The organism is Mesorhizobium sp. M5C.F.Ca.IN.020.29.1.1 (assembly GCF_003997375.1).
Taxonomy (GTDB): domain Bacteria; phylum Pseudomonadota; class Alphaproteobacteria; order Rhizobiales; family Rhizobiaceae; genus Mesorhizobium; species Mesorhizobium wenxiniae.
The window spans coordinates 1-12,961 of record NZ_RZSW01000126.1 but is presented as its reverse complement, the minus strand read 5'-3'; the positions used below and the strand labels follow the sequence as shown (position 1 = coordinate 12,961).

Here is a 12,961-nt window from a genome sequence, read left to right as displayed (position 1 = left end):
ATCATCGTTCATCTCGGCGATCTGGTGCCGCATCCGGTGTTCGACACCCAGGTGGCGGCGATGGTTTGCGGCTTCGGCGACAGTGTCTCCTATGACCAGCTCGTCCAGAAGATCACCGGCGCTCGGCTCGACAAGTCCTCACGTTTCACCGACTGGCGCCACCGGCCGCTTTCCGAAAAACAGCTCGACTACGCGCTTGCCGACGTCACCCATCTGATCGAGGTTTACCAGCACCTCAGCGCCGAGCTGGTGCGGGAAAACCGCGCCCACTGGCTGAACGAGGAGATGGAGGTGCTGACTGCGCGCGAAACCTACGACCCGCATCCGGAGGACGCCTGGAAGCGGCTGAAGATGCGGCTGCGCAAGCCGCAGGAACTGGCGATCGTGCAAGCGGTGGCCGCATGGCGCGAGCGCGAGGCGCGCGAACGCGACGTGCCGCGCGGCCGGGTGCTCAAGGACGACGCCATTTACGAGGTGGCGCAGCAGGCGCCGCGCGATGCGGCAGCACTGGGCAAGCTGCGCACCACGCCGAAAGGCTGGGAACGGTCAGCGACGGCAACGGCGCTGCTTGGCGCGATCAACAGCGCGCTTGCCTTGCCCAGGGAAGAGATGCCGAAGCTGCCAAAGAGTTTTCAGCCGCCCGAAGGCTCCAATGCCGCCGCTGAATTGCTGAAAGTCCTGTTGCGGATCGTCGCCGAAAGGGAGGGCGTCGCTTCGAAGGTGCTGGCCTCCAGCGACGACATCGACCGCATCGCCGCCGAGGGCGAGGCCGCCGACGTGCCGGCCTTGCAAGGCTGGCGACGCGCCGTGTTCGGCGAGGCCGCGCTCAAACTGGTGCGCGGCGAGATTGCGATCAAGTTCGACAAGCGCAAGATCGCGCTGTTCGATTTGTAACGTCTGCCACATCCTTCTCCCTTTGTTGTGGGAGAAGGAAAGTCAACGCTGGCGCGGCTGACCGGCCAGGTGGAAAACCGCGATGACGATGACCGGTATCGCCAGAAACGCGAATTTGGTGACGATCAGCGCCGAGGCGAAGGACAGCGAATCCGGATTGGCCGACAGGAAATCCGAGAGCAGGCGGGCCACAGCGATGTTCTGCGCATAATCGGCAAGCGTGTAGGGCAGCACCAGGACAAGCGCGAACAGCGACTGGAGCTGCGCGGGCAGAGCCCGGAAGTTCTTCAGGCGCCGCCCCGTGGCCAGGATCAAGCTGACCAGCGTCAGCGACAGCAGCGCCGGGAACAGCAGGTCGAAGGTCAGGTAGTGCCAGACCAGAATGATCTCGCTGCCGCGCCGGCCGAGCGCCGTCAGCCAGGCCATGCCCTCATCCGGGGTGAAGCCGGTCCAGCGCAAATCGAGTGACGGCAGGCCACCACTCAGCTGGCGGAAATAGAGGAATTCCATCGCGGTCATGGCGACGAAAACCGCCGCGCAGGCAAAACAGAGCGCGGCAGCGTGGCGCGACAGCCGCAGCATCATTGCCGTCAGGCTTCGTGCGAACTGGTTAGGCTCCGCCGGGGTAATTCGGGCTTTCGCGGGTGATCGTGACGTCATGGGCGTGGCTTTCACGAAGTCCGGCGTTGGATATGCGTACAAAGGTGGCGCGGTCGCGGAAATCGGCAAGATCGCGACCGCCGACATAGCCCATAGCGGCTTTCAGGCCGCCGGCAAGCTGGTGCAGCACGCCGGACACAGGTCCTTTGTAGGGCACCTGCCCTTCGATGCCTTCCGGCACCAGTTTCAGCGTGTCGCGCACCTCGGCCTGGAAATAGCGGTCGGCGGAGCCGCGGGCCATGGCGCCGACCGAGCCCATGCCGCGATAGGCTTTGAACGAGCGGCCCTGGTGCAGATAGACTTCGCCCGGGCTCTCGTCGGTGCCGGCCAGCAGCGAGCCGATCATGGCGGCACTGGCGCCGGCGGCGAGCGCCTTGGCGAGATCGCCGGAATATTTGATGCCGCCATCGGCAATGACCGAGACGCCCGATTTCTGCGCTATCTCGACCGCCGACATGATTGCCGAAAGCTGCGGCACGCCGACGCCGGCGACGATGCGGGTGGTGCAGATGGAGCCGGGCCCGATGCCGACCTTGACGGCATCGGCGCCGGCATCGATCAGCGCCAGCGTGCCTTCTGACGTGGCGACGTTGCCGGCCAGGATGCGGACCGAATTGGACAGCTTTTTAGCCCGCGTCACGGCATCCAGAACACGTTGCGAATGACCATGGGCGGTGTCGATCACCAGAAGGTCGACGCCGGCATCGATGAGGCGCTCGGCGCGCTCGAACCCGTCATCGCCGACGCTGGTGGCGGCCGCCGCGCGCAAGCGTCCCTGCACGTCCTTGGTGGCGTGCGGGTTGAGCTGCGACTTCTCGATGTCCTTGACGGTGATCAGCCCGACGCAATTGCCGTCGCCATCGACCACGACCAGCTTTTCGATGCGGTGCTGGTGCAGGAGCCGCTTGGCCTCGTCCTGATCGACATTTTCCTTGACCGTGATCAGGTTCTCACGGGTCATCAGCTCGTAGACTTTCTGGGCCGGATCGGAAGCGAAGCGCACGTCGCGGTTGGTCAGGATGCCGACCAGCCGTCCGACCTTATGCCCGCCGGCGCCGCCATTCTCGACCACCGGAATGCCCGAGATGCTGTAGGTGCGCATCAGCCCCAAGGCGTCGGCCAGCGTCGCGTCGGGGCCGATGGTAACGGGGTTGACCACCATGCCGGATTCGAATTTCTTGACCTGCCGCACCTGCTCGGCCTGTTCGGCCGGCGAGAAATTGCGGTGGATGACGCCGATGCCGCCAGCCTGGGCCATGGCGATGGCAAGACGCGCCTCGGTCACGGTATCCATGGCGGCGGACAGGATCGGCACGTTGAGGTCGATGTCGCCGGCGATGCGGGTGCGGATATCGGTCTCGCCGGGCATGACCTCGGAATGACCCGGCTGCAGCAGCACATCGTCAAAGGTCAGCGCCAATGCGCCCGTGGACGTTTCGATAATCTTTGCCATGGCCAGCCCTCGGAATGCATGAAAAGCGCTGGACCGGATGGACAGCGCCGACTCGTCTTCTTCCCTTTCAGGATTGGCGCTGGCTCGTAACACGTCCCGTCGCCGATGAAAAGCCGATTGCTTGTGCACGGCAGGGCTGCGAACTCAGCTTGGTGCCTTCGCGATGATGGATTGGTGACCGGCATTCGCCGCTGCTCTGCGAGCGCAGCGGGAAAGATACGCGCTCGGATAGTCGCTCGGGTAGTGGGTCAGGTTGAAATTTGAGCGCCGGCAGGCGATGGATGGCCTAATAGTAATCGTAAACGCGCCGCTTGCCCCGCTTGCACTTGATCTCTTCCTTGTATTCGTCACCTTCCCACTTGCGCTCGATCGTGCAGTTGCCGCGCCGATATTCCTCTTTGGAGCTGTAGCGTTCCCGCTTCCGCTCATAATTATCTTCGTATCGGTAGCGGTCCTGCCATTTGCCATGGCCGCTCTCGTCCTTCCACGGATCGGCAGCAGCCACGCTGTTGCCTCCGACGATTGCAACCCACGCGGCAAGCATGGTGCCTTGCATCTTCATGACGCATCTCACTTCAAAGGGGTTTAACTCGGATAAACCGGTTCCGGCCCATATCATCAATGAATCGTTCCCGGCGCTTCCGCGCTCGTGATCCGTCGGCAGTTATGCTCTTGATTTGTGCATGGTGCTGATTTGCGCCAACCGACCCGCCGCCGAGGCGGGCCTTTTATTTAAGCGCCATTCTTCGCAAGGCTTCGGACTGGCACGGCTGCCAGGGTCGCACAAATGTGACGGCAAATTAAGGCGACATCCGACCCAACCCGTGGTAACCCGCCCTGCCTGTCGGCCTGCCCCTCCCCTGGACCGGCAAAGCAATCGACGACGCAACATTCAAATCCGGACGCGTTCCATGAACCGCACCATTCCGCTTATCCTGGCGGTCGCTCTGTTCATGGAAAACATGGATTCGACCGTTATCGCAACGTCGCTGCCGGCGATCGCCACCGACCTCCAGACCAGCCCGGTCGCGCTCAAGCTGGCGCTGACCGCCTATCTGGTGTCGCTGGCAGTTTTCATTCCGATCAGCGGCTGGATGGCCGATCGTTTCGGCGCCAAGAACGTGTTTCGGGCGGCGATCGCCGTGTTCATCGTCGGTTCGGTCGCCTGCGCCGTGTCCAATTCGCTGCCGGCTTTCGTGATGTCGCGCTTCCTGCAAGGCATTGGCGGCGCCATGATGACTCCGGTGGGACGGCTTGTGCTGGTGCGCGCCACGCCGAAAAGCGAGCTTGTCGCCGCCATGTCCTGGCTAAGCATCCCGGCCCTGGTCGGGCCGCTCGTCGGTCCGCCGGTCGGCGGTTTCATCACCACCTATTTAACCTGGCACTGGATCTTCCTGATCAATGTGCCGATAGGGCTGATCGGCATCTGGCTCGCTACGCGTTTCCTGCCGGAGACCGAATCGGCGCAGACGCCGCCGCTCGACTTCATCGGGTTCGTGCTGAGCGGGCTGGCGGCATCGGGCATCGTGTTCGGCCTGTCGGTGGTCAGCCTGCCCGCTTTGCCGCCGATCGCCGGCTTTCTCACCGTGGCTGTTGGGCTGGCGTCAGCTGTGCTTTATCTCCTGCATGCGCGCCGCGCCAAGAATCCGCTATTGGCGCTCGAGCTGTTCCGCAACCAGGTGTTCCGCTCCTCGGTTCTCGGCGGCGGGCTGTTCCGCATCGGCATTGGCGCCGTGCCTTTCCTTTTGCCGCTGATGTTCCAGATCGGCTTCGGGCTGACGCCGTTCCAGTCGGGAATGATCACCTTCGTGGCGGCGATTGGCGCGATCGGCATGAAATTCGTCACGGCGCTGATCTTCAGGGTCGCCGGCTTCCGCCGGGTGCTGATCTTCGGCTCGCTGATAGCGGCGGCGTCGATCGCCATCAACGGCTTGTTCACGCCCGACACGCGCTATGTGCTGATCCTCGCCGCCCTGCTCGTCGGCGGCTTCATCCGCTCGATGTTTTTCACCGGCATCAACGCGCTTGCCTATGCCGAGATTTCGACCGCCGACACCAGCAAGGCAACGCCGATCGCCGCGGTGTTCCAGCAACTGTCGATCGCGCTCGGCGTGGCGCTGGCCGGCGGCATCCTGGAAGTGTCGACGACAATCCATGGCGGGCCGCTGACGCTGAGCGACTTCCACATCGCGTTCTTCATCGTCGCGGCGGTGTCGGCGGCCGCATCGCTGTCATTCATGCGGCTGGCGCCGAACGCCGGCAACGCCGTGTCAGGATATGGCGGGCTGACGGCGCCCAAGACGCTGGAGGCGGGTCCACCGGCGGGGCAGTGAGCCCTTCACCACCCGGCCCTTCGCAGGCTCAGGGCGTTCGAAGCTCGAAAAGCCAAGCAATTGGCTTTTCGTCCGCTAACGCGGACCGCTTCTCACCCCTTAAAATCCTTCGCCAGCAGATAAAGCTCGACCGACTCGTCCCGCGAGGCCGGCGGCTTGACGTGATGGACCGAGCGGAAATTCTGCTTGAGCCTGGCGAGCAATTCGTTCTCGGCGCCGCCCTGAAACGTCTTGGCAAGGAAATGGCCGCCCGGCTTCAACACCGAAAGGGCGAAATCAGCCGCCACCTCGCACAGATACATCGTGCGGATGTGATCGGTCCGGCGGTGGCCGGTCGTCGGCGCCGCCATGTCGGACAAAACGATGTCCGGTTGGCCACCGAGCGTTTCGGCGAGCTTTTCCGGCGCCTGCGGGTCGAGGAAATCCATCAACAGCACCGGCGCGCCGGGCACCGCGTCCATCTCCAGATAGTCGATGCCGACGACATGCGGGTGTTCGGCCGTCGATTTCGTCCGCGCGGCGGCGACCTGGCACCAGCCGCCGGGTGCCGCACCAAGGTCGATGACCTTCATGCCGGGCTTGAGCAGATGGTGCTTGTCGTCGATCTCGATCAGCTTGTAGGCCGCGCGCGAGCGGTAGCCGTCGGCCTTGGAGCGTTGGACATAGGGATCGTTGATGTGGCGCTGCAGCCAGCGGCGCGACGATTCCTTCAGGCCGCTCTTCTTCTTGATCCGCGTCTTCAGCACGCGAATGCCGGCTGAGCCTGGTTTTTCCGGCTTCTTGGTCATCGCCTATCACGCCCATTGCTGCGCCAGACGCCGTCGTCGGCCATCAATTCGCTCAATATGCCCTCGCGCAGGCCGCGATCGGCGACACGCAGCCGCTCCGACGGCCACACCGCGCGGATCGCTTCCAGGATGGCGCAGCCGGCCAGCACCAGATCGGCGCGATCGGCGCCGATGCAAGGGTTGGCGACGCGCTGCTGGAAATCCCAGCCGACCAGCTTCTCGACCATGCGGTCGACGCTGTCGCGGTCCATCCACAGCCCGTCGACCCGGCGGCGGTCGTAGCGTTCCAGGTCAAGGTGGACGCCGGCCAGCGTCGTCACCGTGCCCGAGGTGCCGAGCAAATGAAATTTCGGGCTGGCGAGCACATGGCTGAGCCGGTCGCGCCCATCGAAGGCATGCAGGCGCACAGCCACATCTTCGACCATGGCGGCAAAAACCTCGCGGGTGACGGTGCGGCCGCCGAAGCGCTCGGCCAGCGAAACCACGCCGACCGGCAGCGACGTCCAGGAGACGATATGGTTGGCGAGCCTCGGCGAGCGGTGGCCGGTGAGGTCGATCAGCGCGATTTCCGAGGAGCCGCCGCCGATGTCGAACAGGACGACGCCTTGCGTGTCGCGGTCGACCAGCGAGCCGCAGCCCGACACCGCCAGCCGCGCCTCGGTCTGGCGGTCGATGATCTCGAGCTTCAGACCCGCCTCGCGCTCGACGCGGTCGAGGAACTCGGCGCCGTTCGCGGCAGTACGGCAGGCTTCGGTGGCGATCAGCCGGGCCTTCCTGATCTTGCGGCTGCGCAATTTGTCGCCGCAGATCTTCAGCGCCTCGACCGCACGGTCCATCGCAGGCTGCCCGAGCCGGCCATTGGCGGTGAGGCCCTCGCCCAGCCTGACGATACGCGAGAAAGCGTCGATGACGCGGAACTGACCGTGGCGCGTCGGCACAGCCACCAGCAGCCGGCAATTGTTGGTGCCGAGGTCGAGTGCGGCAAACACCGGCAGTTCCTGCGCCGGCGAGCGGCGAACGTCCTGCTCCGGCCTGCTTGGCGCAGCTGAGGGCAAAGGCGCGACGATCGCCTCGGGAGGACGGCTGGCTGGAGCGCTGGCGGCGGCCGCCGACAGCCCGGCCGCCGCGAGCTGTGCGTCATCGCGCACGAAAACCTTGCGGCCGCGCCGACGTTTGCGCCGCTTCCTGGTCTTGGCCTTCTGATTCTGGCCATTCTGATGCTGGGACGCGTCGCCTGCCTGTCCGTGACCGGACCAAGGCTGCACCGGGCGGCCATTCTGCCGACCGGCGGATGGGCTTGCCTGGCCTGCAGGCGGCGGCGAAGCCCTGGACACGCCCACTTCCGGCGCGCCAGCGCCGGTGTCGTGGTCTTCCACTGTCGTTCCTTCCGGCGCCGCGCGAACCGGAGATCGGACGCAGCAGGCGCTTTCATGTGTTCTAAGTTGCGGCCAGACTAGCAGCGCCGGGCCGGATCACCAAGAGCGCAGGGGCCGAATTTTGCCGGCGGCATGAAGCGGCAGCAGGAAGAGCCGCGCGTTGCCGGTTGAATAGCCGGCTTCGATAAGGCATTTCTGAAATGGCGGAATGGAACATTCGGAATCGCGGCCAGTTTCCCTGACGCGAACCGAAAGAGGGCACGGGGCTGCAACGCATGATCGTCACGCCATGAACTGGAGGCGCTATTTCTGGCCGGTCGTCGGCATTGCGGCGGTCGTATTCTCGCTGTGGCTGCTACTGCACGAACTGCGCGGCATCTCGCTCGACGATGTCTGGGACGGCATCGTCGCCATCCCTGCCCGCGGCTGGATGCTCGCCGCGCTGAGCTCGGTTATCGCTTATGCATCGCTGGCCGGCTACGACCACATCGCGCTCCTGCATATCGGCAGACGAGTCTCTTGGCTCTTCGTCACCTTCTGCTCATTCACTACCTATGCGCTGTCGCACAACATCGGCGGCTCGGTATTTTCAGGCGCGGTGATCCGCTACCGCGCCTACGGAACCAGGGGCCTCACCGGAAAGGATGTCGGCGTGCTGGTGGCGATCTGCTGGATCACCTTCGTGCTGTCGACGATCCTCGTCTCCGGCCTCGTGCTGGTCTTCGAGCCTGAAATCATCGACCGGTTCTCCGGCGCACCGCATCATCGCCTGACCATGGCCGCGGGCGTCGCCATGCTGCTGCTGGTGGCAGCCTATGTCTTCGGCAGCTGGCTGCATCTCAGACCGCTGAAGATCGGCAGCTTTCAGATCCATTATCCGGCCCTGCCGATCGTCGCGCGGCAATTGCTGATCGGCCCGATCGAGCTTCTGGCGGCGGCGGCGATCATCTTCTTCGCCCTGCCCGCGGCTGGCAATCCCGGCTATTTCGTCGTGCTCGGCGTCTTCCTGGTGTCGTTCTCGGTCGCCCAAATCTCGCATGCGCCGGGCGGACTCGGCGTGTTCGAAGTCGTCTTCCTCGCCGGGCTTTCGCATATGGACCCGGTCGGCGTGCTGGCCGCACTGCTGGTGTTCCGGCTGTTCTACCTGATCATCCCGCTGGTGATAGCGCTCGGGGTCGTGCTGTATTTTGAGCACTCGCAGCTCGGGCGAAGTGAGAGTTGAGATGCCGGGCAATCGCTTCGGACTAACGATGCGCGTGAAGAATGGGTCACAACGCCAGGTGAGACCCTCCTGTTCAACGCTGCAGCGCTCAGAGATCACGGCATGGGTCCTAGGGTCTCCGCGACGTCGCTTCGCTCCTGCTCCGCCCTAGGATGACGAACGGAGTGTTGTTTCGGCCAATCCTAGAGGTTTGCGATTTGCCGGCAACCGCCAATAAGGTTTACGACCGACGCCAATTTCCAAGGTTTGCGGCCAGTGCCAATTTCCAACGTATGCGACCGGCCGTAAGCCAACACGCCTTCGTCATCCTAGGGCGGAGCAGGAGCGAAGCGACGTAGCGGAGACCCTAGGATCCATGCCGTTACAGTAGCCGAAGAACGCAGCGATGCAGTGGCTTCGCTGTCTCGCCCCGGAATGGGCAAGAGCCGAATTAAAACTTGAAGCAATCGCGCCGATTGAAATGCCTGGGCAGGCTTGACTATTTTCCGGCGGCGGCTACAAGGCACGCGCGGTGACATCGCCGCGCTGCCCGCGCGGTTTTCTTTAGACTGCGCCTGCTGGGGAATAGGTTAACGGTAGACCCACGGACTCTGACTCCGTTAGTCCTGGTTCGAATCCAGGTTCCCCAGCCAAGAACTTCATGAATGAAAACAATCGGTTACGCAGCACCATCGCGACCGGTGCGTGTTGCATGGGTTTTCACGTCCTGTAGCGCTCAACCCCTTGCTTTCCGGGCCTGTCTCGGTCCGTCCCTTGTTGTCATTGCAACATGACTGCAACACGGATCAGCCCATTTGTTCCCGCCATGTTCGCAGCGAAGAAAGCCCGCAACCGTGAGGCAGCGGGCTTGTTTGATTCGCCAGTTGGCCCCTGTGCATTATTGGGACACAGATTCAGCGATCCTGGTGCGCTCGATCGTCGTGCCGGCCGCGCCTGCCTCCGCATGACGGATGGCGCGGCTTCGCAAAGCGCACATGATTTCGTCATGTGAGATGCCGATGTCGCCAAGAACGTCATCGGGTAAACGGCTCAACTGGTCCGTTGCCGACAAGAGAGCTTTTCGCTCGGCGCGGAGGCGTAACCACCTGCGAAATGGACCAATGGCGACAGCATGAATTATAACCATGATCAGATCGTCCCTTCATTGATCTGAATTGACCGGTACGGAACGGCGCGAACGGCACTCCGGGCGAGAGCGTCAGCCGTCCGCGAGGCAAGTTAGGCATAGTGGTCGATGGATTGGTTTTGCCGCGGCGTGCTCATACGGCGGGCGGTGGCTGGCCCCGGGCCACGCATGTAATAAAGCTCCGGGCGGTAGCGCGGCGCGACGAATTTGCGAAACACCGCAGCAAGTTTTGTGACGGGAGCCAAGAATTTCATGACTGTTCCCTTTCCCTTCGCCGGCTTGCACACGAGCCGGCGGGCCTGACGTTGCAACAAGGATATGACAGTCGAACCAGGCTCGGCTGTGGGAATTCCCACACCGGGGAAAACATTGGCAAAATCCGCTCCCAGTTTGCATCCCGGAAGCGGGGCCTGCGGCCATCAAATTTCCTTGGATAGGGAGTAAGGTGAAGTACATTTGATTGAACAAGAGACCGTTGTGACAGGCTCTCTGGCCTTCATCCCAAGACTTTGCGATGCCGACCTCGCCGCGCTGACCAAACGGTGGCACGAGCGCAGCTATCGACACAACGAGCTAATCATTTCCCACGGCGATACTGGTCGCGATGTCTTCTTCCTGCTGGAAGGACGGGCTCGCGTGACACTGGTTTCAGCGGACGGCAGGGAGATAGCGTATCGCGATGTCGAACCGGGTGACATTTTCGGGGAGCTCGGAGGCATTGACGGGATTGCACGCTCTGCCAGCGTAGTCGCGCTGGAGGCAACCCGAGCTGCACGGCTGTCCGGCACAGCATTCCGGGATATCGTGATGACCCACCCGACTTTTGCCTGGATGCTGCTTGAGCATCTGTCTGCCCAGCTCCGGCGCATGACCGAGCGGGTATTCGAATACAGCACTCTGGTCGTGCGAAAACGGCTGATCGTCGAGCTCCTGCATCGGGCGGAGAAAGCCGCACTCGTGGACGGCGAGGTGTCCATAAGCCCGGCACCGACGCATTCCGAGCTGGCGGCAACGATGAGCACGCACAGGGAAGCGGTCTCGCGCGAAATGAGCGACCTCGCCAAGAGAGGCCTGATCGAAAAGCGCGGCAGCAGGTTATTGCTGCATGACGTCTCGGCACTACGGGCGCTGGTCGACAAGAAGGAATAACGAAGGCTGTCGCTGCGGCGGGGGGCACCGCACGTTTCATACTCCTCGGCCGCAAGTGATTCGCGCAGCCCGCGCCTTGGCTGACATGGACCAAGGGGCGCTTGCGAAGCGTGCCGGAATCAACATCAACACGGTAAGCGCCATGGAGAAGAAAGGCGCCGAAGGGCTCACGAGTGGCCTTGATAAGGTGCGCGCCGTGATGACCGTGCTGGAGGCCGAGGGCATCGAGTTTCTGAATCACGGAAGCCCGGGTGTCCGACTGAAGGCGAAGCCGTGATCGGGGATGATCTGGAGGCCCAAGGGCTTTCCTACCGAAGGGCGCGGCGGAGTAGCGCGCCCTTGCGAAGGCGAGCTACGGGGGGTCATCACTTATCGAGCGGTGATCGGTGAAAGCTTACGAAGGACGGAGTTCGCGTACTATTTCGGGGAACACGGGAAGCTTGCCGGTGAAGGGCGTGATCTTCTCCCAATTCCAATCTTGGAAGGCTTGCGTTCAACATAGGACCAGCAATAGCCGCGGTGGGAGCGGCCATGTGACCATCCGTCTCAAAGATCGGGTTTCCAGTTGCCGATGCACGGCCTCGGGAAGGAGCTTGGAACGCGTTTGGTTCGAGAAGATCAAAAAGGGCTTGGGGCTTCTTCGGCCTGCGTGAACTTCCGAACCACTTAGCGCCTACGCTAATCAAGGCGCTCCGGAAGATCTGGGAATCCGGCAACCCAGTCCATCGCCCGTCGCCGCCTCCACTCTGTCAAACAGCGTGCGAACTCGGCTTGCGCCTTCAGACCGCGCTACGCTTTAAGATATCACTGATCTGCGTTGCCGCCCATGTGCCACCGCGAGCCGTAGGGATTCCACGCGCATTGAGAGCGGCGGCCGTTTTCCGCATGGATGCACCTGTTGCCTGAATTTCTCTGATGATGGGCAGTACGTTGGCTGCGAAGTCTTTGGCAATGGCCGTACGGCGCTCTGCAGCCGCTTCCTGAGCCTGGCGGATCCGCGGATTACCAAGCCGAACGCCACGGGCCTTAACGGCTGCGAGCGCGTCTTTCGTGCGCTGTGAAATCATGGCGCGTTCCTGTTCCGCAACGGCTGCATAGATGTGCAGCATGAAAGGCGACACGTCCGCGCCCAGCTCCGCGACAATGAACGGCGTCCGCTTCGCCATGAGAGCCGAGATAAAGGCCACATCCCGGGACAGGCGATCGAGCTTGGCGACGACGACCGCGCAATCATTGCGCTTGGCTTCCGACAATGCCGCAGCGAGTTGGGGGCGTTTGTTCAAAGCATCCGCGCCTTTGCCTGTCTCGACTTCCTGAAATTCGGCGATCAGCTCGCAGGCGCATCGGCCGAACGAATGAAAAAGGGCCCGCGCCTCTGGTGGAGAGCGGGCGCGATCGGATTAGGCCCGACCTGCAGCGGGGAAGCGCAAGGTGGCGCCCCCTCTGCTCACAGACAATCATTAGAGATCGCTAATTTTCTGCTTGCCGAGCGCTTCGCCGGCACCAAAATCATGCTGTTCAAACGGGGGGGATATCGCCATGCCTGACGGCATCGAAATCTACTTCAGTACGAGCCTGGCGCCGGGTATCAGCGCGAAATAGTCGAGCAGTCGATCGCGTCGGCGGCGGAGCGCACGCGAGCGGAGGCCGACGCCGCGCGCGAGCGAGCGGCCGAGGAGGACAAGCTGCATGACGCGATCACGGCGCGCCTTGCAAAGCTGATCCGAGCGGACCCCGGAGTTGCAGAGGCGCTCGAAGGGGTCGGCATGCGGCCATTCAAGGCTAAGGACAGCCTGCGCCTGCAGGGCCCGCCTGGCGGAGGGCGCGATCACGTGATCCCTGCGTCGCCGACCGACAGCAGCGTCGAGCAGCGGCTTCCTCCCTACGACTTCGCCTGGAGATGGCACCACGACGGAGGGGCCCCTCCGTTCAGCCAGAGCGGCGACCAACGGGGACGCCT

At 63.2% G+C, this 12,961-nt stretch carries 14 protein-coding genes and 1 tRNA gene; 7 read left to right on the top strand and 8 right to left on the bottom strand.

Translation table 11 applies throughout. From position 1 onward, the window contains the following. On the top strand, positions 1-894 hold an 894-nt coding region (gene rnd / locus EOA85_RS12985), incomplete at its 5' end, for a ribonuclease D (protein WP_127209687.1). 42 nt (positions 895-936) lie between these two features. On the opposite strand, the gene EOA85_RS12980 is transcribed toward rnd, so the two are convergent. The 3 genes from EOA85_RS12980 to EOA85_RS12970 form a co-directional block, all read right to left on the bottom strand. Further along, positions 937-1,479, bottom strand: coding sequence for a hypothetical protein (locus EOA85_RS12980; RefSeq protein ID WP_164759628.1), 543 nt, complete (start codon positions 1,477-1,479; stop codon positions 937-939). 25 nt (positions 1,480-1,504) lie between these two features. Continuing rightward, the gene (gene guaB, locus EOA85_RS12975; protein ID WP_127209685.1) at positions 1,505-3,007 is read right to left on the bottom strand and encodes an IMP dehydrogenase; all 1,503 of its coding nucleotides are present in this window, start codon (positions 3,005-3,007) and stop codon (positions 1,505-1,507) included. 286 nt (positions 3,008-3,293) lie between these two features. Then, positions 3,294-3,569 (bottom strand): hypothetical protein, encoded by a 276-nt coding sequence (locus EOA85_RS12970; protein ID WP_127209684.1) that lies wholly within the window; start codon positions 3,567-3,569, stop codon positions 3,294-3,296. Between the two features lie 349 nt (positions 3,570-3,918). Between EOA85_RS12970 and EOA85_RS12965 the strand changes: the two genes are divergently transcribed. Beyond that, complete coding sequence (locus tag EOA85_RS12965) at positions 3,919-5,340, top strand: DHA2 family efflux MFS transporter permease subunit (protein WP_127209683.1); 1,422 nt, start codon at positions 3,919-3,921, stop codon at positions 5,338-5,340. Positions 5,341-5,432: 92 nt separating this feature from the next. On the opposite strand, the gene EOA85_RS12960 is transcribed toward EOA85_RS12965, so the two are convergent. Together EOA85_RS12960 and EOA85_RS12955 are read right to left on the bottom strand one after the other, a co-directional pair. Then, positions 5,433-6,128, bottom strand: a complete 696-nt coding sequence (locus EOA85_RS12960) for an RlmE family RNA methyltransferase (RefSeq protein WP_065008018.1) — start codon at positions 6,126-6,128, stop codon at positions 5,433-5,435. Next, positions 6,125-7,504: a Ppx/GppA phosphatase family protein gene (locus EOA85_RS12955; protein ID WP_127209682.1), complete on the bottom strand. Its 1,380-nt coding sequence runs from the start codon at positions 7,502-7,504 to the stop codon at positions 6,125-6,127. Before EOA85_RS12955 ends, EOA85_RS12960 begins: the two co-directional genes overlap by 4 nt. Positions 7,505-7,793: 289 nt before the next feature. On the opposite strand from EOA85_RS12955, the gene EOA85_RS12950 reads away from it, so the two are divergent. Then, positions 7,794-8,726 (top strand): lysylphosphatidylglycerol synthase domain-containing protein, encoded by a 933-nt coding sequence (locus EOA85_RS12950; protein WP_127209681.1) that lies wholly within the window; start codon positions 7,794-7,796, stop codon positions 8,724-8,726. A 558-nt stretch (positions 8,727-9,284) separates the two neighbouring features. After that, positions 9,285-9,358, top strand: a tRNA-Gln gene (locus EOA85_RS12945). Positions 9,359-9,944: 586 nt separating this feature from the next. On the opposite strand, the gene EOA85_RS37435 is transcribed toward EOA85_RS12945, so the two are convergent. Then, a complete protein-coding gene (locus EOA85_RS37435; protein WP_164759627.1) occupies positions 9,945-10,106 on the bottom strand; it encodes a hypothetical protein in 162 nt (53 codons plus the stop codon). 223 nt (positions 10,107-10,329) lie between these two features. Between EOA85_RS37435 and EOA85_RS12940 the strand changes: the two genes are divergently transcribed. Continuing rightward, on the top strand, positions 10,330-11,001 hold the full coding sequence (locus EOA85_RS12940; protein WP_127209680.1) for a Crp/Fnr family transcriptional regulator: 672 nt from the start codon (positions 10,330-10,332) through the stop codon (positions 10,999-11,001). A gap of 85 nt (positions 11,002-11,086) precedes the next feature. Next, positions 11,087-11,278, top strand: coding sequence for a hypothetical protein (locus EOA85_RS12935; protein WP_127209688.1), 192 nt, complete (start codon positions 11,087-11,089; stop codon positions 11,276-11,278). Positions 11,279-11,780: 502 nt separating this feature from the next. Here EOA85_RS12935 and EOA85_RS12925 read toward each other — a convergent pair. Further along, a complete protein-coding gene (locus EOA85_RS12925; protein ID WP_245485731.1) occupies positions 11,781-12,329 on the bottom strand; it encodes a recombinase family protein in 549 nt (182 codons plus the stop codon). Between EOA85_RS12925 and EOA85_RS12920 the strand changes: the two genes are divergently transcribed. Beyond that, positions 12,267-12,548 (top strand): hypothetical protein, encoded by a 282-nt coding sequence (locus EOA85_RS12920; RefSeq protein ID WP_127209678.1) that lies wholly within the window; start codon positions 12,267-12,269, stop codon positions 12,546-12,548. The two genes, EOA85_RS12925 and EOA85_RS12920, sit on opposite strands and share 63 nt — an antisense overlap. Positions 12,549-12,560: 12 nt before the next feature. Here EOA85_RS12920 and EOA85_RS12915 read toward each other — a convergent pair. Beyond that, on the bottom strand, positions 12,561-12,961 hold a 401-nt coding region (locus tag EOA85_RS12915), incomplete at its 5' end, for a hypothetical protein (RefSeq protein ID WP_206523290.1).

What these genes read in the sequence shown, in the direction of transcription:
- EOA85_RS12980 (WP_164759628.1), bottom strand. Translation starts at nt 1,479, where the DNA reads ATGATGCTGCGGCTGTCGCGCCACGCTGCCGCGCTCTGTTTTGCCTGC.
- guaB (WP_127209685.1), bottom strand. Translation starts at nt 3,007, where the DNA reads ATGGCAAAGATTATCGAAACGTCCACGGGCGCATTGGCGCTGACCTTT.
- EOA85_RS12970 (WP_127209684.1), bottom strand. Translation starts at nt 3,569, where the DNA reads ATGAAGATGCAAGGCACCATGCTTGCCGCGTGGGTTGCAATCGTCGGA.
- EOA85_RS12965 (WP_127209683.1), top strand. Translation starts at nt 3,919, where the DNA reads ATGAACCGCACCATTCCGCTTATCCTGGCGGTCGCTCTGTTCATGGAA.
- EOA85_RS12960 (WP_065008018.1), bottom strand. Translation starts at nt 6,128, where the DNA reads ATGACCAAGAAGCCGGAAAAACCAGGCTCAGCCGGCATTCGCGTGCTG.
- EOA85_RS12950 (WP_127209681.1), top strand. Translation starts at nt 7,794, where the DNA reads ATGAACTGGAGGCGCTATTTCTGGCCGGTCGTCGGCATTGCGGCGGTC.
- EOA85_RS37435 (WP_164759627.1), bottom strand. Translation starts at nt 10,106, where the DNA reads ATGAAATTCTTGGCTCCCGTCACAAAACTTGCTGCGGTGTTTCGCAAA.
- EOA85_RS12935 (WP_127209688.1), top strand. Translation starts at nt 11,087, where the DNA reads ATGGACCAAGGGGCGCTTGCGAAGCGTGCCGGAATCAACATCAACACG.